Source organism: Brucella anthropi, from assembly GCF_046630315.1.
GTDB lineage: Bacteria > Pseudomonadota > Alphaproteobacteria > Rhizobiales > Rhizobiaceae > Brucella > Brucella anthropi_A.
Window position 1 is genome coordinate 36,963 of sequence record NZ_LQBD01000005.1, and the last position, 23,034, is coordinate 59,996.

Genomic DNA, 23,034 nt, shown 5'->3' on the forward strand with positions numbered 1-23,034 from the left:
ATTGGGCTGAAACTGATTGCTTACTGGCTAGAGCAAAGCCCCATCGGATGCAAGCTTTTCAGCCACCATTTCCATGATCGCAAAACGAAAAGGCCGCGCGATGCGCGGCCTCTGCGAATGCATGCTGGAGGTGACGATCAAGCCTCTTCGGACTTGTCCTCATCGGCCTTCTTCTTGGGCGCGGCCTTCTTCTTCGCAGCCGCCTTCTTGGCAGGCTTTGCTTCCGAAGCAGCATCTTCGTCTTCAGCCGTCAGCTCTTCCTTCGAAACCTTCTTGTCGGTCACGTTGATGTTGGCGAGCAGATGGTCAACGACCTTTTCCTCGAAGATCGGGGCGCGCAGGTTGGCAACGGCATCCGGCGTCTTGCGCAGGAATTCGTAGATTTCCTTTTCCTGACCCGGATAGCGGCGAACCTGGTCGTAGACGGCGCGCTGGAGTTCTTCTTCCGTCACTTCAACGCCTGCCTTCTCGCCGATTTCGGAGAGAACGAGGCCAAGACGAACACGACGTTCCGCAAGCTTGCGATATTCTTCGCGAGCAGCTTCTTCCGTGGTTTCTTCGTCTTCGAAGGTGCGGCCAGCCTGCTGCAGGTCGAAATTGATCTGCTGCCAGATATTGTTGAACTCGGCGTCAACCAGCTTCTGCGGCGTTTCGAACTGATAATCGCCGTCCAGAGCGTCGAGGATCTGGCGCTTTACCTTCTGGCGGGTGATCTGGCCGTACTGGCTTTCGATCTGCTCGCGAACGACCTGACGCAGACGCTCAAGCGATTCGATGCCGAGCTTCTTTGCGGTTTCGTCATCGAGAACGAGTTCGTTCGGCTTGGCAACTTCCTTGACCTTGATGTCGAAGGTGGCTTCCTTGCCTGCAAGATGCGCCGCGCCGTAGTTTTCCGGGAACGTGACGGTGATGACCTTCTCGTCGCCGGCCTTGACGCCGACGAGCTGTTCTTCGAAGCCCGGAATGAACTGGCCGGAACCGAGAACGAGCTGCGCATCATTGTCCGCGCCGCCTTCGAACGGCTCGCCGTCAAGCTTGCCCAGATAGTCGATCGTGACGCGATCTTCGTTTTCGGCCTTGCCCTTCTTGGTTTCGAAGGTACGGGTCGAGGAAGCGATGCGCTTGACCTGCTCGTCCACTTCCTCATCGGAAATGTCGACGACTTCACGGGTGACGGCGATCTTCGAGAAGTCCTTGACTTCGATCGCCGGCAGAACTTCGTAGTTCAGCGAGAAAACGAAATCGGCCTTGCCGTCGAGAACCTTTTCGGCCTCTTTTTCGTCTTCCGACATGATGACTTCCGGCTGGGTGGCCGACTTTTCGTTACGGTCGGCGAGGATCGAGCGCGACGAATCGTTGAGGATTTCGTTGACGATCTCGGCCATGAAGGACTTGCCGTACATCTTGCGCAGATGACCTGCAGGCACCTTGCCCGGACGGAAGCCGTTGATGCGTGCGCGGCCGCGCGCAGTTTCGAGCCGCTCGGAGAGCTTGGCTTCGAGGTCCTTGGCCGGAACCACGACTTTGATCTCGCGCTTCAGCCCTTCATTGAGCGTTTCGGTAACCTGCATGTTCAAACCTTCACTTCTTGTCATTGTCCCGCCGTCACCGGCCTGTTTGCCTTGTCGCGGGAGAGAAATTCTTTTGCCTTATGGCAGTTGGTGCGGATGGAGGGACTCGAACCCCCACGGTCTCCCGCCAGAACCTAAATCTGGTGCGTCTACCAATTTCGCCACATCCGCTTCTGAACCGAAGCACATTCCTCAGAACGCACCGTCATTCGTCCCAGATATTGAACCGCCCCTCGAAAGCGCGCGTCTCTATATCATCCAATTTTGCCGGTTCAAAGGAAAAAAGCCGCCTTCCCTGCATAGATTTGCAAGGTTTGATCCGGCTCGGGCCTTTCCTGCCCTTTTCGTCTCTATATAGCGATCCTGCCGCGTCATCCAACCCTTTTGAAACAGGACGTGATGACAGGATCAGTAAAGCGGCTCCCGATAAAGCTGCTTTCCGTCTTCCTGCAAGGCCTTGATGGCCGGTGTTCCCTTCGGATCGACGGCGACAACGGCGGTAATCCGCCGGTCCCGCTGGCTGTCCTCAATCGCACGTCCCTGCCCTTCGGGCACATAATAGCGCTCAATGCCGAAATTGAGACGGATATTCGCGTGCGGATCATCCGGTATCGAATAGACGGCCTCGCCCCGAATCTGCACCTCGCCCGCGGCAAGATCGCTGAACGGCAGGAAAGACGCGCGGGAGAAACGCGAAATGCCCTGCGCATCGGGCTTCACCGCCACATAGACAGTGCGCGAACCGGCCGGGCGCTCATCCTGAATGACCTTTCGCGGCAGGCTGGATATCTCGTACCCTAGAACGACATAGTCGCCACGCATCAGGTCACGGGGATCGAAAGGTTCGGTCTGGAGCGTCACCTGTGCGCCCGAGCGCAGGACAGCGGCGCGTTTTTCGATGCCTGCATAAAGAATGCCGGTTTGCAGCAATGCGGTGACGATTGCCCCGACATAGAGCCAGCGGAACCGAATGGTCATGGGTTAACCTCCGCGCTGCGCTTTTTTCCGAAGCGGTTTTCCATGCGGCGCACAAAGGCCGCCAGCAGCAGCACCAGAATGCCGGCGGTGAGGAAGAAGCCGGAGGTTCCGATCATGGTGCCAACCGTCTCGAAAGCCAGATAGAGGACTTCGATTGAAAAAGCGGCATAAGCGATGGAGCGCAAGCCGCCATTGTTCCGCCCCGCGACCGCAATGGCCCCGACCGAAAGCGCCAAGATGAAGATGCTATAGAATATGTCCCGGTCCAGGCCTGTCGTCGCATTGGAATAGGAGAACATCTGGTTGAGCTGAAGCGTGGCGAGCGACAAGAGCGCCAGAGCCAGGCCGTAGGCCGCGAGCGGATGGGCAAAGCGGGTCAGTCTTTGCAAGGCTGCATGGGCAAAACCGTCAGCAAGTATCAGGCCCAGGCCCACGATCAGCATGAGCACCAGCACCGTATTGCTTTCATGTTCGGCATAGATGAGCAAGCTCCAGCCGATGGAGAAGATCGCCCACAGATGCGCCGCATGCCGCGAGCGCGTGAACAAGGCCGCCGCAGCGCCGAAGAGCAGAAGCAGCGGCCCGACCCAGCGATAGGCCAAATCGCCATAGGATGAAGCATCGAAAGCGTAGGTCGAAAGATAGAAACAGGCGACACCCGCGCCAAACGCCGCCAGCACCGGCGCGCGCAGAAGAAATGCCGAAACCAGAACGCCGGCAGACCAATAGAGTGCGGCAGAATGGATGTCGCCGGACAAATGATACATTTGCCCCACAAGCGCCAGCCCTGCCCCGAACGATGCAGCCCCTACACTATAGAGTGCCGCCGGGAACAGCCTGTCCCCACGGGACTGTCGCCATGCACCACCAAGATAGCTCGCCCATATCAGAACGAATATGAGGCCGATGCGCATAAGGCGCGGCATGTCCTGCCAGTTGGCGGCAACCAGCATGATGACGGCAGCCCCCAGAAGCAGCCCGCCGAGCGTGGCCAGAACGGAACCGAGGCTGAAGACCGATGCACGTTTTTCAACGTCGGCTTTCAGTGTCGATGCTGTCTCGGCATCGATCAGACCGTCCCGCTGCCATCTCTCGATCAGGCGTTCAACAGAAATGGAAAATGACAATTCAGCTCCTGGTCAGTCTTTCGGTATTTGCTGTCGCAACGGCAAGCGGTTGAGAACATATAGGAAACCGAGCCGTCGGCAAAGAGCGGGATCAAATCGCTTTGCGGCAATTTTATGCCTCACCAGTCTAATCGATTTAGCGTGACTTGCAGAACCCGCAGGGCAGCTATGCAAAGTCGGGCCTGCAAGCTGCGAAAACAATAGCTTATATGATGGGCAACAAACGAGATGAATTGAACAGAACTCCAGTTCCTCAACGATGAAGGAATAGCACGATGAACCTTATCCGCTCTTACAACAACTGGCGCCGTTACCGCGATACCGTCAATGAACTCAGCCAGCTCTCCACCCGTGAGCTGAACGATCTTGGCATTTCCCGCGCCGACATTCCGTTCGTGGCCCGCCAGGCCAAGGCTCGCTGATTTAACGAGCCTCATAGTTTTCCCGATACGGGTTTTCCCAAGCCTGGCTCCTCCTCCCACCAGGCTTGATTTATCGCAGAGCCATCCTCCTCCCAGGTTCTGCGGTGAGCCAAGACCGGCTCTCCTCCTCCCAATGCCGGTCTTACCATAATGGCATCCGTCGCTCCTCCTCCCGCGACGGATGCCATTTCTTTTTGCGGCTCGTTTCTGCGCCTGCGCGAACCTTCTCCATTGAAGGCTTCCAGCAAAGGCGATAAGGGAATGGCCCATGTCAAACACATCCGATCTTTCTCCCGTTCACGTCGTCGGCGGCGGTCTTGCCGGTTCTGAGGCGGCATGGCAGCTAGCGCAGGCGGGCGTACCCGTCATCCTGCATGAAATGCGCCCTGTGCGCGGCACCGATGCCCACAAGACCGAGCAGCTTGCAGAGCTTGTCTGTTCCAACTCCTTCCGCTCGGATGATGCCGAAACCAATGCCGTCGGCGTTCTTCATGCCGAAATGCGCCTTGCGGGCTCTCTCATCATGGCTTGCGCCGATGCGCATCAGGTTCCGGCCGGCGGCGCGCTCGCTGTCGACCGCGAGGGCTTTTCGCAGGCCGTGACGGCCAGGCTTGAAGCGCATCCGCTGATCACAATCGTTCGGGAAGAAGTCACCGGCCTGCCGCCGGAAGATTGGGGAACGACCATTGTTGCCACCGGGCCTTTGACTGCACCCTCGCTTTCCGAGGCCATCCAGGCGCAAACCGGTGCCGATGCCCTGGCCTTCTTCGACGCCATCGCGCCGATCATCCATTTCGATTCGATCAATATGGATGTCTGCTGGTTCCAGTCGCGCTATGACAAGGTTGGCCCCGGCGGCACCGGAAAAGACTATATCAACTGTCCCATGGACAAGGAGCAGTACGAAGCCTTCGTCGCCGCCCTGGTCGAGGGCGACAAGACCGACTTCAAAGAATGGGAAGGCACGCCCTATTTCGATGGCTGCCTGCCCATCGAGGTGATGGCCGAACGCGGACCGGAAACCTTGCGCCACGGCCCGATGAAGCCGATGGGCCTCACCAATGCGCATAATCCGACCGTAAAACCCTATGCCGTGGTGCAGTTGCGGCAGGACAATGCGCTCGGCACGCTCTACAATATGGTCGGCTTCCAGACGAAGCTGAAATACGGCTCGCAGACCGGCATCTTCAAGATGATTCCGGGGCTGGAGAACGCTGAATTTGCGCGTCTTGGCGGTCTTCACCGTAACACCTATCTGAACTCTCCCGTACTGCTTGACGGTACGCTTCGCCTGAAATCGCGCGAGACATTGCGCTTTGCCGGTCAGGTGACGGGCTGCGAAGGCTATGTCGAATCATCAGCCATCGGCCTGTTGGCGGGCCGTTTCACAGCCGCAGAAAAGCTGGGGCAGACGCTGACGCCACCGCCGGTGACAACCGCGTTCGGCGCCCTGCTCGGCCACATCACGGGCGGACATATTGTTGCCGATGACGAACCGGGCAAGCGTTCGTTCCAGCCGATGAATGTAAATTTCGGCCTGTTCCCGCCCGTCGATGTGCCGAAGCCCGAAGGCAAGCGCCTGCGCGGCAAGGAAAAGACCGTCGCCAAGAAGCGCGCACTGTCCGCACGCGCTCTGGCCGATTGCCGTCAATGGCTGGGACTGGCTAAGTGAAATCGTGACGGGCTTCGGTTCCGGTGAACGGAGGCCCGCCGGTTCTGACAAGTCAGAAACTGGCTCGGAACATGAGCCATTGCTTGCGGATCGCGGAAATGTCCGCGATCCTTTCGGAAGCCTGCGCGCCAAGACGCTCGATTGCCCGCAGATAGGCCGGAACGAGCGCCAAAGGCAAAAACGCCGGAGCAAGGCTCTTCGGCAGCTGCGAGCTATTCTTCTCGAAAATCGCCAGATGTTCACGCGCGAAGGCCAGCATGATGCTGATGACGCGCCCGATCGCTGCCTTGTCATCCCCGGCAAGCAACATTTCTCGCGTCACGCCGACCGCCTGCAACATATCAGCGGGAACATAGACTTGCCCGCGCCGCCGATGCAAAGGCATAAGGCGAAGCAAGCCGGTCACGGCCTGCGCCACACCGGCATGGCCGGTTATCTCGGTCTGTGCCTGCGCGGCATCCCTGTCGAGTATAAATCCGGCTAACTGGATGATCGCCGATGCGGTTTCCCCGCAATAACCTTCCAGATCATTGCGGCTCGGCATCGAGTCGTCATAAAGATCGAAAATGCGCGCTTCGCAATAATTGTCGAAGGCGGCTCGCGGCAGCTCATATTTTTCAATCGTGCCGATCAGCGCCGCGGCAACGGGATGCGCTTGCGCACTGCCCCGCGCCTGGCCATTGATGAGATCGCGCCACCATTGCAGGCGCACCTCGCCCGGCAATGGTTCATGGACCAGATCACGGATACGCGCGATCTCGGCATTGAAGGCGTATAGTGCCGCCAGACCGCCGCGACGATCCTCCGGCGCGTAAAGCACTGAAAGATAGCGGTCCCGGTCAGCTTCGCGAAGCAATGCCAGGCAATGTGCCTCATTCTCGTTCATGGTGGTCAATCTACAGCAATCAGGGCCGCTGCAACCGCGCGATCTTCGGCCAAAAGCACATTATAGGTGCGCACCGCCGCGCCTGTGCTCATGGGATCGGAGGAAATGCCGTGTTCACGCAAGATGGCGCGCACGTCTTCCGGGATACGGCGCAGATCCGTGCCCGTGCCCACCAGCAGAATTTCAATATCCGATGCCTGTTCAAGGATCATCTTGAGATCGGCCTTGGCCAGTACAGGCGGCGTTGCGGGTTCCCAGCCATGAATGCCCGAAGGCAGGCAAAGGATGGAACCGCGATGCGACATTTCGGCAAATCGGAAGCCCCAATTGCCATAGGCATCGATGGGAGCACGACCCGGAAAATGGGCCTCGCGTATCTCTATCCCGTTGGCCATGTTCAGCTTTCCAAATTCAGCGATTGCGCCAGTTCATCGTCCATCGCATCGCCTTCTTCCGGCCCGCGCGGCTTGAGCCCGAACTGGACGAGCAAGGGAGCGGCGATGAAGATCGACGAATAGGTCGCGACAATAATGCCGACGCTGAGCGCCAGGGCAAACATGCGGATTTCCGTGCCGCCAAACGCATAAAGCGGCATATGGGCGAGGAAGGTCACGAAGGAGGTCGGCACGGTACGCGACAGGGTCTGATTGATTGAGGCATCAATGATGGCAGGCAGCGGCGCGCTTTTATAGACCCGCAGGTTTTCGCGCACACGGTCATAGATCACTACCGTATCGTTGAGCGAATAGCCGATGATCGTCAGGATTGCCGCAACGCTCCACAGGTTGAATTCCATGCGGAACACGATGAACATCCCCGCGAGGATGATGACGTCATGCAAGGTCGACAGCACCGCGCCAAGGGCAAGCTGCCAGCGGAACCGGACCCAGACATAGATGAAGATGCCGATCAGCGACAGGATCACCGCCAGAATGCCGGCGCGCGAAAGCTGTTCCGAAACCGTCGGCCCGACCACTTCAACCCGCTGGAACGCATAATCCTGCTCGAACTCCCCGCGCAGCTTCACCGCGACCGTCTGTTCCGCATCGTCGCCGACTTCCTGGCTGCCGATGATGACAAGGGCGGAGCGCGGCGACTTTGCCGGCAGGACACGGGCGCTGTCGATATTGAGTTCGGCAAGGCGCTCGGTGATGTCTTCAAGATTGGCGTCGCCGTTGCGGGCCTGCAATTCGACCATCGAGCCGCCACGGAAATCAATGCCGTAATTGAAGCCGATATTGACGAAGAGCGCCACGACGATGGCGCAGGCCAGCACCGATATGCCAAGCGTCACGAACTGGAGGCGCATGAACGGAATATGCGTCACCGTCGGCACCAGTTTCAGGTATCGCTTCGGCACTTCCTTGGGCTTGGCCGTGCGCACCCATTGCGCGATCAGCAGGCGCGTAAAGGTAAGCGTGGTGAAAAGCGTCGTGCCGATGCCAATCGCGACCGTCAGCGCGAAGCCGTGAACGGTTCCCGAACCCAGCAGGAACAGAACGAGCGCCGCGATGAGCGTGGTGAGGTTTGCGTCGATAATGGTCGAAAGGGCGCGATAAAAGCCGGATTCCATCGCCTGCACGACGGAATAGCCCTTGCGGCGATCCTCACGCACACGTTCGTAAATGAGGATATGCGCGTCAACCGCCAGACCCGTGGTCAGCACCAGACCGGCAATGCTGGCCAGACTGATGGAAGCGCCGATCAGCGACAATATGGCTGTCAGGATGATGATATTGACGGCCAGCGCGATCATGGCGATCACACCGAGAATTCCATAGGACAACACCATGAACAGGCCGACAAGCAGCGCCGCAAGCAGCGCCGCCAATGCGGCGGCGCTGGCATAGTCCTCGCCCAGGGCCGATGCGATCGTGCGTTCTTCCAGCACGGTGACATTCTGCGGCAATGCGCCCGAACGCAGCACCACCGCCATATTATTGGCGGCCTGAAGATCGAAAGCGCCTGAAATCTGCAACTCGTTCGTATCGAGCTTTTCATCGACGGCAGGCGCCGAAACGACCTGATTGTCGACGACGATGGCAAAGCTTCCGCCCACCAGATGTGATGTGGCCTCGGCAAGGTTGCTGCGGCCCGCATCGTCCAGGGCCAGGGTGATGACCGGTTCGTTATCGTCGGTGGAAAGCGTCGCCCTGGCATCGGTCACATTGGCGCCGGTCAGGATCGGCTGCTTTTTGACGAGGTAACCGACGGGCGGGTCGTCATAAGAGTAGATAACTTCACTATCGGCTGGCGGCGTGCCACGGATGGCATCGTCCGGCCCCATGGTGTTGTCGACCGCACGGAAGGAGAAATTGCCGCGAACGCTGAGAATGTCCTTCAGAAGCTGCGCGTCATAGACGCCGGGTACTTCCACCCTTATCTGGTTGCGGTTTTCCTCTTCCACGAGAGGCTTGCCATAGCCAAGTTCTTCCAGACGCTGCCGCATGATGCCGGCGGTACGCTCCAGCTCTCCCGGTCCGGAGTTTTGCACTTGCAGGATCAGGCGCGAGCCGCCGGAGAGATCGAGCCCAAGGGCGACCTGCTGCTTCGGCAGAAAATCGGGCAGTTTGGCCAGCGTTTCACGCGAGAAAAAATTCGGGGATGCGATGATAAAGCTCACGAGAACCGCGAGCCAGATCAGGGCAGATTTCCAGCGTGAAAAATAGAGCATCGAGCAGCAATTCCGTATCAGCCTGGATAACGCATGCCGGAGTTCACCTGTCGCGAACCGCTCTCCGGCGTCGTGGCACGCGCATCCTATGTCCGCGCTTGCCGAATAATGCGCAGGCCCCGGTTATGGAAACCTTACCGGGGCCTGCCATGTCGTCAAAAGAATTACTTGTTCTTGTTGTCGGCGACGGGTTCGCCCTTGACGCGAACATCCATCAGCGTGCTGCGCATGACGCGGATGCGCACACCTTCGGCGATTTCGACTTCAAGTTCGTTGTCGTCAACAACCTTCTGAACCTTGCCGACAATGCCGCCGCCGGTGACGACCGTGTCGCCGCGGCGAACCTGGGCCAGCATTTCCTGACGCTTCTTCATCTGGGTCCGCTGCGGGCGGATGATAAGAAAGTACATGATGACGAAAATCAGGATGAACGGCAGAATGCTCATGAGCATATCTGGTCCGACAGCGCCGCCGGATGCTTGAGCGAAAGCCGGTGTTACGAACATTAGGAACTCCTCTGAAGTCTCGAAGACAATTATTAAAGGCATTACAATGGTTAGCGCGCCAAATGCAACCAGCGATGACCCCGCCTGTGCCAAGGTCGCACACTTTTCGCCTCCGCTGTGGCATGTTAAGTCCATATTCCTATCATCAGGGACATGAAATGACGACCGAAGACATACTCAGCCAGAAACTGGACCGCTTGATCGCCGCGCTGGAACGCATCGCGCCGCCGGTAGCCAAAACACCCGATCTCGATGCCGCAGACTGCTTTGTCTGGGCGCCTGAACGCCTGACCCTTGATCCGGTCAACAATGTGAACCGCGTGGATATCGCACTGATCCGTGGCGTAGATTTGGTGCGCGACCAGCTCGTGGACAATACCCGGCGCTTCGCAAAAGGCTTTGCGGCAAACAATGTGCTGCTCTGGGGCGCGCGCGGCATGGGCAAATCCTCGCTCGTCAAGGCCGCACAGGCAAGCGTGAACGCCGAAATGCCGGATCGCAAACCATTGAAGCTGATCGAAATTCACCGCGAGGATATCGACAGCCTGCCGACATTGATGAACCTCATCAAGGAAAAGGACCATCGTTTCATCCTGTTCTGCGACGACCTTTCCTTCGATCATGACGACACGTCCTATAAATCGCTTAAGGCCGCGCTTGAAGGCGGCGTGGAGGGACGCCCCGGCAATGTGATCTTCTATGCAACCTCGAACCGGCGTCATCTGATGCCGCGCGACATGATCGACAATGAGCGTTCGACGGCGATCAATCCGTCCGAGGCCATTGAGGAAAAAGTATCGCTTTCCGACCGTTTCGGCCTCTGGCTCGGCTTCCACAAATGCAGTCAGGATGATTATCTCGCCATGGTCGACGGCTATGCGGCCTATTTCAAGCTCACTTACGATCCGGCCAGGATGCATGCGGAAGCACTGGAATGGTCCACCACGCGCGGAAACCGTTCGGGCCGCGTTGCCTGGCAATATATCCAGGATCTGGCGGGCCGCCTCGGCATTGCCATGTAAAATGCTTGAACCACGCATAAAAGAGAAAGGCGGACTTTGAGGTCCGCCTTTCTTGTTGAATCACATTCCGATTATAGCATGTCTCCCAAAAGTGGGAACCGGTTTTGGGATAAAGACATGCATGAAAACAAAAACTTAAAGCGTGTCATATGACTATGATAAAATGCGACACGCTTTAGGATTCCAGATATTTGGAAGGATTGACCGGAGCGGAGTTCTTGCGCACTTCGAAATGCAGCTTCGGCGATTTCGCGTTTCCGCTCATGCCCGATTTTGCGATTTCTTCGCCGCGACGAACCTTCTGGCCGCGCTGAACCAGTATCTGGCTGTTGTGACCATAGACGGTGACAAGGCCGTTGTCGTGGCGGATCAGAACCGTCTGGCCGAATTCCTTCAGGCCGTCACCGGCATAGATGACGACGCCATTTTCAGCCGCCTTCACCGATGTGCCTTCCGGAACCATGATGTCGATGCCGTCGCTCACCGATGTACCGTCGCGCTGGCCGAAGCTTGCGAGAATACGGCCACGCACCGGCCAGCGCATCTGGGAAATGCCGGTTGAGGAAGGCGCTGCGGCCTGATCCTTTTCGGCATCCTCGATCACCTTGTTGCTTGCCTGCGGCGGGGTGTAAGGCTTCACATCGGCATTGGCAGCCGGTGCGGCGGCAGCCTTGGCCGGGTTTTCCGGCGGCTGCGAAACCGCTGCGACCTGGGTTGCATTGCCTGCTGCGGCTGACGGGATGACGAGCGACTGTCCAACGCGGATGGCGCCATTCGTCAAGCCGTTGGCCTTTTTGAGCCGTTCGACGGGAACGCTGTGCTTCTGCGCGATGGAAAACAGAGAATCACCGCTCTTCACCGTATATGTGCCGTTCGGCGCGGGCGGCGTCGTGGCATTGGCGCCAGCCGAAGCCATGTCGTTTGCCGATGGTTTCTTGCCGTTGACGGCAGGCGCCTGCGGCACGACTGCGATATTGTTATCGGCCGGCCGTGGCATGGCCGGGTTTGCCGGAAGCTGACCCAGAACCTTTTCCTGCGCACCATTGACGCTGTTGCGCGTGGCCGTCGCGGCGCTTGCAACTTTGGTTTCGGCGGCATTGACCGTGTTGTTGACACGGCCTGCGGCCATATCCCGCGCCTGCCCCACCTGATTTTGAACCTGGCCGGATGCCGCCGCGACAGGCACCCCGACTGGCGCCGCCAACGGCGCCGAGGACACTGGCGGCAGTGAATTGCGCTGAACGGAACCGCTCGAAGCGGGAGCAACGGGAGCCGCGGATGCATAAAGATCGCCAGCCGGCTGCTGTGCGACGCGCTGACTGGACGTAGAGCCCGTACTGATACCATCAGTGAAGCGCATCGTATCGGCACTGCACCCGGCACCAAAACCGGCAATCAGAACGATCGCGACATTCCGCAGGAGACGTTCAGACGTGTGCTGCAAAATTTGTAAACGCATGTTCAACTCGCCCATACTCGAAACTCGGTAAGGTGATTAAAACGCGTTAATGTTACTCTCTGGTTAAGAATGGCTAATCTTCGAAAAAAGATTCACCAATTAAACACCATAAGCGCACAAAGCAGCCATCTTTGCCCCTTCCGGCCATGCCGGAGAGCGCCTGACGGCCATTTTTCCGACGAATCGATAGTTTCGGTGGCTACAGGACCGACGAAACGCCTTCGATAAAGGACTGGTAGCGAACCGACATCAGGTCTTCCTGCTCGAACCGGCTGCCGACCTTGGCGATGCGGGTCATGACCTGCCTGCCGTCGCCGGGACCGATCGGAGCGATCAGAACGCCGTGCGTCGCCAGAAGGTCCACGAAATGACGCGGGATTTCCTCGAAGGCGAGCCAGATCAGGATTCGGTCGAAGGGGCCACCTGGCATGCCGTGCCGACCGTCGGCATGCTTGACCATGATGTTTTCGCGCTTCAGCGAGACGAATTGCTGCAAGGCGTGGTCGCAAAGCTTGCGATAACGCTCGACCGTCGTGACACGCCCGGCAAGCGAAGCCATCACCGCCGCCGTAAAGCCGGAACCCGTTCCGATTTCCAGCACGCGATGGCCGGGCTCCAGCCTGAGCGCGGCAATGGCGCGGGCCTGATCGTCGATCCCTTCCATGTATTCGCCGCAGTCGAGCGGCACCGTGCGCGGACTATAGGCAAGATGCGACCATGACGATGCCAGAAAACTCTGGCGGGGTGTCGCCTCGATGGCCGCAAGGAGGCGCGGATCGTCGATGCCGTATCCGCGCATCCGCATAAGAAAGGATGCAAAACCCTCCCTGTCCGAAAGCCGTGGGCGCTCAGACGCTGCCTGCCTCATGCTTCAACCCCAAGTGCTGCGCTCAACTCCGCCCGAACCTTATGCGCGGTCAGGTCGAGGTGCAACGGGGTGACCGAAATACAGTCGGACCGGATGGCCGCAATGTCGCTGTCATCCGCAACCGGCGCCTTGCCGCGACCGAAATGCAGCCAGAAATACGGGAAGCCGCGGCCATCCCGGCGCTCGTCGAGGCGCGCATCGTGGCTGAGCTTGCCCTGCGCCGTGACGCGCACGCCCTGCACCTCCTCCGGTCCGCAATTGGGGAAATTCAGGTTGAGAAGCACACCTTCCGGCCAGCCCGCCTCCATCAGCTTTTTGATAAGGTCCGGCGCATGGGTTTCAGCCGTTTCCCACGGCACGATACGGCGATCGCCCTCATATTCATATTCCTGCGACAGCGCGATGGCCCGCACACCGAGCAAGGTCCCTTCCATCGCACCGGCGACGGTGCCCGAATAGGTCACGTCGTCGGCCATGTTCGCCCCGGAATTGACGCCGGAGAGGACGAGATCGGGCGCGCCCGGCAGAACGTGGCGCACACCCATGATGACACAATCGGTCGGCGTGCCGCGCAGGGCGAAGTGGCGTTCATCGATCTGGCGCAGACGAAGCGGCTCAGACAGCGTCAGCGAATGCGCGAGGCCGCTCTGGTCGGTTTCCGGAGCCACAACCCAGACATCGTCGGAGAGCTTGCGTGCGATCCGCTCCAGAACTGCGAGGCCTTCAGCATGGATACCATCATCGTTCGTCAGCAGGATTCGCACGTCGTCACTCCTTCATTCAGTCAATTGGGTTTCAAGCGGCTTTCTCTATGCGCGTGAGGCCGCCCATATATGGCTGCAATGCTTCAGGAATAAGAATGCTGCCGTCTTCTTCCTGATAATTTTCCATGACCGCGATCAGGGCACGCCCGACGGCAACGCCCGAACCGTTCAGCGTATGCACGAAGCGGGTCGATTTCTCGCCTTCCGGGCGATAGCGGGCATTCATCCGGCGGCCCTGGAAATCGCCGCAGACCGAGCAGCTCGAAATTTCGCGATAGGTGTTCTGGCCCGGCAGCCACACTTCGATGTCATAGGTCTTCTGCGCGCCGAAGCCCATGTCGCCGGTGCAGAGCACGACAGTGCGGAACGGCAGGCCGAGGCGCTTCAGCACCTCTTCCGCGCAGGCCGTCATGCGTTCATGTTCCGCAACCGAACTGTCCGCATCGGTGATCGACACCATTTCCACTTTCAAAAACTGGTGCTGGCGCAGCATGCCGCGCGTGTCGCGCCCGGCGGACCCCGCTTCCGAGCGGAAGCATGGCGTCAGCGCCGTATAGCGCTGGGGAAGCGACTTCGTATCGACGATTTCGTCGGCAACGAGATTGGTCAGCGGAACTTCCGCGGTCGGGATGAGCCAGCGGCCATCGGTCGTGCGGAAAAGGTCTTCGGAAAATTTCGGCAACTGGCCGGTGCCGTAGACGGCTTCGTCGCGCACCATCAGCGGCGGCATCGTTTCGGTATAGCCGTGCTCCGTCGTGTGCAGGTCGAGCATGAATTGACCGAGCGCCCGTTCCAGGCGCGCAAGCGGCCCCTTCAGCACGGTGAAGCGCGCGCCCGCAAGCTTTGCGGCACGCTCGAAATCCATATAGCCCAACGCCTCGCCCAGCTCGAAATGTTCCTTCGGCTGGAAGGAAAAATTGCGCTGATTGCCGACGCGGCGCACTTCAACATTGTCGCTTTCGTCCTTGCCGAGCGGCACATCTTCAAGCGGAATATTGGGGATGGTCGACAGCGCGTCGTTCAGCTCCTTCGTCAGGCGACGTTCTTCGTCCTCGGCCTGCGCGAGAAAATCCTTCAATTCGGCAACTTCGGCCTTCAGCGTGTCGGCCGCCGCCGCATCCTTTGCGGCCATGGCCTTGCCGATTTCCTTCGAGGCCGCGTTGCGGCGCTCCTGAGCGGCCTGAACCTTGCCGACATGGGCGCGGCGCTTTTCATCCAGCGCGATCAATTCGGACGACAGCGCCTGTGCCCCGCGCTTGGCGAGCGCTTTATCGAGGGTTTCAGGGTTTTCGCGAATCCATTTGATGTCGAGCATGGGAAAAGCCGTTTCGTGAAATTGGACAGAAGCGAGGCCGCAATAGTGCGACCTCAGGAATCATCGGGACACATCAGGACGAGGAAGCGTTGTTCTCGGCGTCGGTGCTGGCCTGCGCCGCATCACGCTTCTTCTCGATCATGCGCGCCACGAAGATTGAAATCTCGTAGAGAAGGATCGTCGGCAAGGCAAGGCCGATCTGGCTCGCCGGATCCGGCGGGGTTAGCACGGCGGCAACGACGAAAGCGATGACGATTGCGTATTTGCGCTTGTCCTTCAGGCCAGCCGACGTCACCAGGCCGACGCGCGCCATCAGGCTCGTGACGACAGGCAGCTGAAACACCAGACCGAAAGCGAAGATGAGCGTCATGATGAGGCTCAGATATTCCGACACTTTCGGCAGAAGCGAAATCTGCACTTCGCCAGCGCCGCCTGTCTGCTGCATGGCCAGGAAGAACCACATCACCATCGGCGTGAAGAAGAAATAGACGAGCGCGCCGCCCATCAGGAACAGGATCGGCGACGCGATCAGGAATGGCAGGAATGCCATGCGCTCATGCTTGTAGAGGCCGGGCGCCACGAATTTGTAGATCTGTGCGGCAATGATCGGAAAGGCCAGCACGATACCGCCGAACATGGCGACCTTTACCTGCGTGAAGAAGAATTCCTGCGGTGCCGTATAGATCAGTTCCGCTTTCGAGCGGTCCATGCCCGCCCAGTCGAGCGCCCATTGATAAGGCACGACCAGCAGGTTGAAGAGCTGTTTGGCAAAGGCAAAACAGAAAATGAACGCCACGAAAAATGCCAGAATTGCCCAGATCAGGCGGCGGCGTAGTTCGATCAGGTGCTCAAGCAGAGGCGCTGCGCTCTGTTCGATTTCGTCCTCGTCGCGTGTCACGCTTTGGTTCCTGTCTTCTTCGTGGTCTTTTTTGCAGGCGCGGCGGTAGCAGCCTTGCCTGTTTCCGATTTCGCTGCTGCGGGCTTTTTGGCGGAAACCGTCTTCGGCGCCGTCTTGCGCGCCGGCTTCCTGGGTGCCGCCGCTTTTTCCGCTGCCGGCTCGACCGCAGGCGGAACCGGCGTCGTCACTTCCGCGACTTTTTCAGGGGGCGCTGGCGACACGGGGGACGACATGGAGGAGGTGGACTGGAGGCCAGCGCGCAAATCCTCGCCCGCGCTTCGAATCGGATCGAAGACCTGCGTGATCTTCGAGCGCGGATCGAGCTTGCGGGTCTCATCGATGATGGTCTTGACGTCGTCAAGCTCGGCCTCTTTCAAGGCTTCGTCGAACTGCTGCTTGAACTCGTTGGCGGTGGCGCGCATGCGCGCGGTCGCCTTGCCGAATGCTCTCAGCATTTTCGGCAAATCCTTGGGACCGACCACCACGATCATCACGATCGCAATAATCAGAAGTTCAGACCAACCGATGTCGAACATATTCCTGATACCTCGCGCAATTCGCGCACACGTCCCGTCTTTCGGCGGAAAACCGCACTTGCAATGGCAAATATGCTGCGAACGCCGTTGCGCACGCAGCATTCTTTATCCCGAAACCGGTTCCCACTTTCGGGAGACATGCCCCAGATCAGGACTTGGTGGTTTTCTTGACGTCGTTGACGGTTTCATCGGCCTTGGCGTCGATCGTGCGGCCCGAATCCCTGGCGTCCTCCTTGGCGTCTTCGTCGGACATGCCCTGCTTGAAGTTCTTGATGCCCTTGGCAACATCGCCCATCAGCTCGGGAATCTTGCCGCGGCCAAACAGAAGAAGCACAACCGCCAGGACGATCAGCCAGTGCCAGATGGAAAAGCTACCCATTTTATTCCTCTCATTGCCGCAAGCCCGCGGCATGTTCCTGCAATGCCAGTTACGATTTAAGCGCTTTCAACAAATCTTTCAAACAGAAGTGTGACGGTGAACGGCTTTGCGACAAATAAATTGACGTGCAAGGTCGGACAGGAAGCCGGACGGGGGGGGCTATTCACCGCGCGGGGCAAGCAGGCCGAGGCTTTCCAGATCGATATCCTCAAGCGGTTCCTCGTCTTCCGTCAGCTCATCCGGGTCGATATTCGGCACCGGCACGGCAAAACCGGATGGCATGCGCGCAGACAGAAGCCCTGCCCCGCGCAACTCTTCCAGTCCCGGCAGATCGCGGATTTCCGGAAGGCCGAAATGGTCAAGGAAGGAATCCGTCGTTCCATAGGTCACCGGGCGACCGGGGGTGCGGCGACGCCCGCGCAGCTTGATCCAGCCGGTCTCCATGAGCACATCCAGCGTGCCCTTCGAGGTTTCGACGCCGCGAATATCTTCCAGTTCGGCGCGCGTGACCGGCTGGTGATAGGCGATGATGGCCAAGACTTCCATCGCCGCGCGCGACAGCTTGCGCTGCTGGACGGCCTCGCGGTTCATGAGAAAGGCAAGGTCGGGCGCGGTGCGAAAGGCCCATCCGCTGCCGACCTGAACAAGATGCACGCCGCGCGTTTCATACATTTTCTGCAAATGACTCAAAACCGGAGCGATCTCCACATTGGCGGGAAGACGCTCCGCCAGCAGGCGTTCGGAAACCGGCTCGGAGGAGGCAAAAACAATGGCCTCGACAATGCGCGCAAGTTCGGCAAGGCCCTGCGACGAAACAGAAACTTCCGCTTCCATCCGATCCTCGTCGCTTTCGATTTCAGCCCGATTTCGACGTTCCGCCTCAGACATCCTCGTCCTCATCCAGTTCACTCAGAGCCCCCGTCGCCCGGATATAGATCGGCTCGAAGGGCGCATTTTGCCTGACTTCCAGCTTGCCTTCACGGACAAGTTCGAGACTGGCGGCGAAGGAGCTTGCAAGTGCGGAGGCCCTCTCCCGCGGCGAAAGCGCATAATCGATCAGGAAGCGGTCGAGACAGACCCAGTCGCCTACCGATCCCATCAGGCGCACAAGCGCGCCGCGCGCTTCCTTCAACGACCAGACGGCCCGCTTGGCGATCTGCACCTGCGATACGGCCTGCCGCTGCCTCTGGGAGGCATAGGCGGTGAGAAGATCGTACAATGTCGCGGAAAACTGGCTGGTCCTGTCCACCATAACCATTTCCGGCATGCCGCGCGCAAAGACATCCCGCCCCAGCCGGTTGCGGTTGACGAGTTTTGCCGCCGCGTCGCGCATGGCTTCGAGCCGCTTCAAACGATAATGCAGCGAAGCCGCCAGTTCCTCGCCGGTCGCGCCGTCATCGCCCTGCTGTTTCGGGATCAGCAGTTTCGACTTGAGATAGGCAAGCCATGCCGCCATGACGAGATAATCGGCGGCGAGTTCAAGACGCAATGCGCGCGCCTGTTCCACGAACACCAGATATTGCTCCGCGAGCGCCAGAACGGAGATGCGGGCAAGATCGACGCGCTGGCTTCGCGCAAGGTGGAGCAGCAGGTCGAGCGGCCCCTCAAACCCCTGCACATCGATGAGGAGAGACGGTTCGCTTTCACTGCGTTCGGCCTCCCCCTGCCACAGCGCATCCATCGGCACGAGCGTGCCGTCCTTGCCGTCTGTGTCTGCGCCCGATGCCGCCAAGCCTGTTTTCCTGCCGATCATATTTCACCGGCGGATCAGCCCGCCGACCATGTCAGTTTACCAAGTTTTGACGATTACGCTATCCGTTCGAACATGGCGTTGAACTCCGCCCTCAGTTCTTCCTCGTCGGAAAGATCGGGATCGCCCGCATAGACTTCCGCCAGATCGGCGCGGCGCTTCGCCTTGCCGTCGAGAACCGGCACGCGCGCGGCAACCTGCTTCAGTTCGTCCATCACGCCCGCGCAATAAAGCACGATGTCGCAGCCGGCGCCGATGATGCCTTCCGCAATGTCGCCAAGCGTGCCCGAAAGCGCCTTCATGGAAATATCGTCGCTCATCACGAGGCCGTCGAACTGGATGACATCGCGGATGATGGTGTTGATGACGGTCGGCGACAGGGTCGACGGGCGCTGTGGGTCGATGCAATCGAACACGACATGCGCGGTCATCGCCATCGGCAGATCATTGAGCGCCTTGAACGGCACGAAATCATGCGCGACCAGTTCGTTGAGCGGCACGGTGACGCGCGCCAGCTCCTTGTGCGTATCGGCAAATGCACGGCCATGCCCCGGCATATGCTTGACCACCGGCAGCAAACCGCCGGCCAGCAGGCCTTCCGCCGCCGCGCGTCCCATCTCGGCCACGGCATGCGGGTTCTTCGAATAGGCGCGGGCTCCGATGACATCATGGGCCCCTTCCACCGGCACGTCGAGCACCGGCAGGCAGTCCACATTGACGCCCACCTTCATGAGATCGAAGGCGTGCAGGCGGGCATGAAGCCATGCGGCGCGCAGGCCCGCCTCGCGATCGCGCGCATAGATGGCGCCGATTTCGGCGGCGGCGGGATAGTTGGGAACCAGCGGCGGGCGAAGCCGCTGCACGCGCCCGCCCTCCTGATCGATGAATATCGGCGTCTGGTCCCGGCCCGTCAGGTCGCGCATATGCGCCGTCAGATCGGAAACCTGTTCCAGGCTTTCGACATTGCGCGCAAAAAGAATGAAGCCCCAGGGGCTTTCATCGCGGAAGAACGCGATCTCATCCTCGGTCAGTTTCGTTCCCGACACGCCGGCAATCCATGCCTTGCACTCTTTCATGCGCTCTTCCCCAAATATCTGGAAATGCTGAATTCAAACAAGCCTGTCCCGGTTTAGCCGAAAAAATCAGGCCTTGGTAGTGGACCATGAAAAAGGGCGGCCAAAGCCGCCCTTTCCCTATTCACCTTACTATCGATTACTGCGTCACGAAGCAGCTGCCGCCAGCCGATTTGAGGCGTGTGCAAAGCGCGGATGCGTCTTCCTTGGAGCCGCCCTGAATGCGGACGCGGTAGTAAGTGCCCTTGCCCGGAATATCGGCGCGCTTGATGTCGACGCTGCGGCCACCGATCACGCTGCCATATTTCTGGGCCATATTGGCATAGGATTTCTGCGCCAGTTCAGCAGATGGCTGCGAAGCGATCTGGATGAAATAGCCGCCTGCCCCCGCAGCCGAGGCCATCTGAGGTGCGGCAGCCGGTGCCTGCTGCGTGCGCTGCGGAACATTGCCGACGATGTTGACCGGCTGTTCGGCAGGCCGCGACGGCACAACCGGGGCGCGGACAGGAAGATGCGGCGCTTGCGCAACCGGCTGGGGCTGCGGGGCCGGAGAAGGTGCCGGTGCCGGCGTCTGGGCAGCCGGTTCCGCAGGCGCATCGCCAGCGGCCAGCGCACCGATTTCATCCCCGCCCGCCGGCGCGGCAGGCTGCGCGGCGGCTTCCTCCGGTGCCGGAGTTGGCTGGACGATGGAGCCATCCGGGCGAACAATCATGGTTTCCACTTCACGCGGCTGGACCAGCGGTGCGTTGTGGTTCGCGGCAGGGGCATTGTGCGCCACCTGTGGTTCGTCAGGCGCATTATCCGCCATATTCTCGCTGTCATCCGTGCCGGAAATGTCCACCGGCTCTTCACCGGATGTAATCAGCGACTTTTGTTCCGGATTGTTCGGCAGTGTACCGGCAACGCGGTCATAAACGGCCTTGTCCTGGTTCGGCACCGTTGCACCGCCCGGATTTTCCGGCTGCATCTTGATCGGATCGCTGTCAGCGCGAATCACCACCGGCTCGCCGGAACCGCCGCCGCCGAGGAAATGATAGCCAATCCCGCCAAGCAGCACCGCGACGCCTGCCACGCTGGCCAGAATGAGGCCGCGACGGCCACGGACCGGGCGACTGCGATAGGCCTCGGCGGCAACGCCAAGGTCATCATCCGCCTGCATTGCGGCGCGTTCGCCATAGTCGCCGCCTTCCAGGGTCTGCGCGCCCTGGGCTGCCCAATGGTTGTAGAAATCGTCTTCATTGCCCAGCGGGTTGGAAGCCTTCGGCTGCGCTGACGGCTGAGGCGTCGCCTGGGAAGCCAGCTGGGGGGTCGCCTGCGAACGGCCATATGCGGCCGCGGCACCGACGCCCATCGCCGCAGCGCCGACTGCGGCGCCCATGCTGGCGCCCGCATTAGGCAGATAGGTTGAAGCGCTTTCGCGGAATATATCCTCAAAGGCCCGGTCGGCTTCGCTCTGCGCGTCGGACTTGGCCGGATCGTCGACCCCGACCGTATTGAAGACTTCCGCGAATTCCGATTCGAGCTCCGTCAGCCCGGCATTGAACTCGTCTTCACCATAATCGACGTCCGGCAGATCGAGCGAATGGGTCTGCTCGACCTTTTCCTCGGCCACGCTCAGGGTTTCGACTTCGGGCGCGGGGGCACTGACGGGAGCGGCATAAGCGCTTCCGAATGACGGGAACTGCGCCGGTGAAGACCGGTAATCATCGTCCGGGCGGACCGCATGCGCATAAGCGGCGGTTTCCTCTTCGGCTTCCGCGCCCAGATCGAGATCAAGATCGTCCTCGGTGAGGAAATCATCTTCGCTGAAATCGGTCTCTTCCTCGATGGCGGAAACATCGCCGGATGGCTCGAAACCGAAATCGTCTTCCGACAGGCTGATCTCATCCAGATCAGAGAAATCGTCCTCCGTCGCTTCGGTCGTGGCCAGAACCGATTCGTCCTCGACGTCGAATGAAAAATCATCCTCGAAGGAGAAATCGTCCTCGCCGCCGAGCGACGATGCGGGCCCCGCAACAGGCGCATGATCCGCCTGCGGCGCCGCTGCACCCTGCGCTGCGGAAGAGAAATTGCTTCGCGTGTAATATGGATATCCGGAAGGGACGGCCTGCGGCACATAGGCCTGCGCATAAGCCTGTACCGGCGCGGCAGCCTCTGGCGCATCGCGATAGAGCGTATCGTCAAGCTCCGGCTCATCCCGATCATCCAGCCCCTGCACCGGACCAGCATCGTGGCTGACGGCGGCGTCTACAGCCGCGTCCAGCTGGGGGGAATAGCTGTCTTCGCGCGACATTGGCTGCGGGTCGTCGCCGAAAAGAAGATTTTCCAATTCGTCCTCAAGCGACACCGGCGAAGCGGCAGCAACATAGGACGGCGCCGCCGATTCTGCGGCCTCGACATTCCAGTCATGATCGCTTTCGGGGCCGTGGGCGGAGGAATAAGCCTCTTCCTGCGGCTCGATCGCCGGCTGATAGATCGTCGGATCATAATCGGACTGATCGATATGAACGGGCTCGACGGTTTCGCGGCGGCCATGGACCGACGACGATGCGGCATAGGTTTCCCCGCGCGAATCGCGTGCGGCCGAATAGTCGTTATAATCGAATTGCGGCACAGGCTCGGTGCGGTCGACTTCCTCGAAGGCGAGCGTTTCGAAGGATGGCGCATCCGGTTCGAGCGCATCCTCATCCATCTGAAGATCGAACTCGTCTTCCAGAGCCGAAGCAAGCTCCTCTTCGCGCATCAGCGCTTCGTCACCCCGATAGGAATCACCGTGCGTCGGCGTTGCTTCGAACTGTGACGGGTCCACAGGCCGAGAATAATCATTGAAATCGCCCAGCAGTTCGCGCTCCAGATCCAGCGATGGATCAAAGCCCGGATCGGTTCGGTTGTCTTCAAAATAATCAGGTCGGCGCTCATTCCAAGCGACGTGGTCATCAGCAGGCGTGCCGAAGTCCATGATCCGCGACAATTCCATCAGCGGATCGTCTTCGTGCAACGGACGCTCGCCGTAATTACGGGGATTTGCACTGCTGTCCGTCATGGCGTGTTCCTAACTCAAACCCTGGAAGCCGCAAGACGGCTCCATACATTGCTTATTTAGCGAGGCAATGTGGGCAAAAGTTGACGGAAGT

General features: G+C 59.6%; 21 protein-coding genes and 1 tRNA gene. 3 read left to right on the plus strand and 19 right to left on the minus strand.

Annotation, left to right across the window (positions count from 1 at the left end; translation table 11 throughout):
- Nucleotides 1-137: 137 nt before the first annotated feature.
- From tig to AVM02_RS03435, 4 genes are all read right to left on the minus strand, one after another.
- A complete protein-coding gene (tig, locus tag AVM02_RS03420; RefSeq protein ID WP_411505741.1) occupies nt 138-1,571 on the minus strand; it encodes a trigger factor in 1,434 nt (477 codons plus the stop codon).
- 88 nt (nt 1,572-1,659) lie between these two features.
- A tRNA-Leu gene (locus AVM02_RS03425) sits at nt 1,660-1,742 on the minus strand.
- Nucleotides 1,743-1,979: 237 nt separating this feature from the next.
- Complete coding sequence (locus tag AVM02_RS03430; RefSeq protein WP_411505626.1) at nt 1,980-2,549, minus strand: GDYXXLXY domain-containing protein; 570 nt, start codon at nt 2,547-2,549, stop codon at nt 1,980-1,982.
- The gene (locus tag AVM02_RS03435) at nt 2,546-3,676 is read right to left on the minus strand and encodes a DUF2157 domain-containing protein (RefSeq protein WP_411505627.1); all 1,131 of its coding nucleotides are present in this window, start codon (nt 3,674-3,676) and stop codon (nt 2,546-2,548) included. The genes AVM02_RS03430 and AVM02_RS03435 overlap by 4 nt, the downstream gene beginning before the upstream one ends.
- 275 nt (nt 3,677-3,951) lie before the next feature.
- Between AVM02_RS03435 and AVM02_RS03440 the strand changes: the two genes are divergently transcribed.
- Nucleotides 3,952-4,098 carry a DUF1127 domain-containing protein gene (locus AVM02_RS03440; RefSeq protein ID WP_411505628.1) on the plus strand — a complete coding sequence of 49 codons (147 nt, stop codon included), beginning with the start codon at nt 3,952-3,954 and terminating at the stop codon, nt 4,096-4,098.
- A gap of 268 nt (nt 4,099-4,366) precedes the next feature.
- Nucleotides 4,367-5,770 carry a methylenetetrahydrofolate--tRNA-(uracil(54)-C(5))-methyltransferase (FADH(2)-oxidizing) TrmFO gene (trmFO, locus tag AVM02_RS03445; RefSeq protein ID WP_411505629.1) on the plus strand — a complete coding sequence of 468 codons (1,404 nt, stop codon included), beginning with the start codon at nt 4,367-4,369 and terminating at the stop codon, nt 5,768-5,770.
- A gap of 52 nt (nt 5,771-5,822) precedes the next feature.
- Here the strand turns inward: trmFO and AVM02_RS03450 are convergent, their stop codons facing one another.
- The 4 genes from AVM02_RS03450 to yajC form a co-directional block, all read right to left on the minus strand.
- Entirely contained in the window at nt 5,823-6,656 is an 834-nt protein-coding gene (locus tag AVM02_RS03450) for a phytoene/squalene synthase family protein (protein WP_411505630.1), read from the minus strand.
- A gap of 5 nt (nt 6,657-6,661) precedes the next feature.
- A complete protein-coding gene (locus tag AVM02_RS03455) occupies nt 6,662-7,051 on the minus strand; it encodes an Mth938-like domain-containing protein (protein ID WP_411505631.1) in 390 nt (129 codons plus the stop codon).
- Between the two features lie 2 nt (nt 7,052-7,053).
- Entirely contained in the window at nt 7,054-9,330 is a 2,277-nt protein-coding gene (gene secDF / locus AVM02_RS03460; protein ID WP_411505632.1) for a protein translocase subunit SecDF, read from the minus strand.
- Between the two features lie 164 nt (nt 9,331-9,494).
- Nucleotides 9,495-9,836, minus strand: a complete 342-nt coding sequence (gene yajC, locus AVM02_RS03465) for a preprotein translocase subunit YajC (protein WP_411505633.1) — start codon at nt 9,834-9,836, stop codon at nt 9,495-9,497.
- A gap of 158 nt (nt 9,837-9,994) precedes the next feature.
- On the opposite strand from yajC, the gene AVM02_RS03470 reads away from it, so the two are divergent.
- Nucleotides 9,995-10,858: an ATP-binding protein gene (locus AVM02_RS03470; RefSeq protein ID WP_411505634.1), complete on the plus strand. Its 864-nt coding sequence runs from the start codon at nt 9,995-9,997 to the stop codon at nt 10,856-10,858.
- A gap of 175 nt (nt 10,859-11,033) precedes the next feature.
- Here AVM02_RS03470 and dipM read toward each other — a convergent pair whose 3' ends face one another.
- From dipM to AVM02_RS03525, 11 genes are all read right to left on the minus strand, one after another.
- Nucleotides 11,034-12,332, minus strand: coding sequence for a cell division endopeptidase DipM (gene dipM, locus AVM02_RS03475; RefSeq protein WP_411505635.1), 1,299 nt, complete (start codon nt 12,330-12,332; stop codon nt 11,034-11,036).
- A gap of 184 nt (nt 12,333-12,516) precedes the next feature.
- Nucleotides 12,517-13,185 (minus strand): protein-L-isoaspartate(D-aspartate) O-methyltransferase, encoded by a 669-nt coding sequence (locus AVM02_RS03480; protein ID WP_411505636.1) that lies wholly within the window; start codon nt 13,183-13,185, stop codon nt 12,517-12,519.
- Nucleotides 13,182-13,949, minus strand: a complete 768-nt coding sequence (gene surE, locus AVM02_RS03485) for a 5'/3'-nucleotidase SurE (protein WP_411505637.1) — start codon at nt 13,947-13,949, stop codon at nt 13,182-13,184. Before surE ends, AVM02_RS03480 begins: the two co-directional genes overlap by 4 nt.
- 31 nt (nt 13,950-13,980) lie before the next feature.
- The gene (serS, locus tag AVM02_RS03490; protein WP_411505638.1) at nt 13,981-15,264 is read right to left on the minus strand and encodes a serine--tRNA ligase; all 1,284 of its coding nucleotides are present in this window, start codon (nt 15,262-15,264) and stop codon (nt 13,981-13,983) included.
- Between the two features lie 73 nt (nt 15,265-15,337).
- The gene (gene tatC / locus AVM02_RS03495; protein ID WP_411505639.1) at nt 15,338-16,162 is read right to left on the minus strand and encodes a twin-arginine translocase subunit TatC; all 825 of its coding nucleotides are present in this window, start codon (nt 16,160-16,162) and stop codon (nt 15,338-15,340) included.
- A complete protein-coding gene (gene tatB, locus AVM02_RS03500; RefSeq protein WP_411505640.1) occupies nt 16,159-16,698 on the minus strand; it encodes a Sec-independent protein translocase protein TatB in 540 nt (179 codons plus the stop codon). Before tatB ends, tatC begins: the two co-directional genes overlap by 4 nt.
- Nucleotides 16,699-16,846: 148 nt before the next feature.
- A complete protein-coding gene (locus AVM02_RS03505; RefSeq protein ID WP_411505641.1) occupies nt 16,847-17,077 on the minus strand; it encodes a twin-arginine translocase TatA/TatE family subunit in 231 nt (76 codons plus the stop codon).
- Nucleotides 17,078-17,236: 159 nt separating this feature from the next.
- Nucleotides 17,237-17,965, minus strand: coding sequence for an SMC-Scp complex subunit ScpB (gene scpB, locus AVM02_RS03510; RefSeq protein WP_411505642.1), 729 nt, complete (start codon nt 17,963-17,965; stop codon nt 17,237-17,239).
- Complete coding sequence (locus tag AVM02_RS03515) at nt 17,958-18,809, minus strand: segregation and condensation protein A (protein WP_411505643.1); 852 nt, start codon at nt 18,807-18,809, stop codon at nt 17,958-17,960. The genes scpB and AVM02_RS03515 overlap by 8 nt, the downstream gene beginning before the upstream one ends.
- Before the next feature lie 74 nt (nt 18,810-18,883).
- The gene (nagZ, locus tag AVM02_RS03520) at nt 18,884-19,903 is read right to left on the minus strand and encodes a beta-N-acetylhexosaminidase (protein ID WP_411505644.1); all 1,020 of its coding nucleotides are present in this window, start codon (nt 19,901-19,903) and stop codon (nt 18,884-18,886) included.
- Nucleotides 19,904-20,039: 136 nt separating this feature from the next.
- Nucleotides 20,040-22,943, minus strand: coding sequence for an SPOR domain-containing protein (locus tag AVM02_RS03525; protein WP_411505645.1), 2,904 nt, complete (start codon nt 22,941-22,943; stop codon nt 20,040-20,042).
- Nucleotides 22,944-23,034 lie beyond the last annotated feature (91 nt).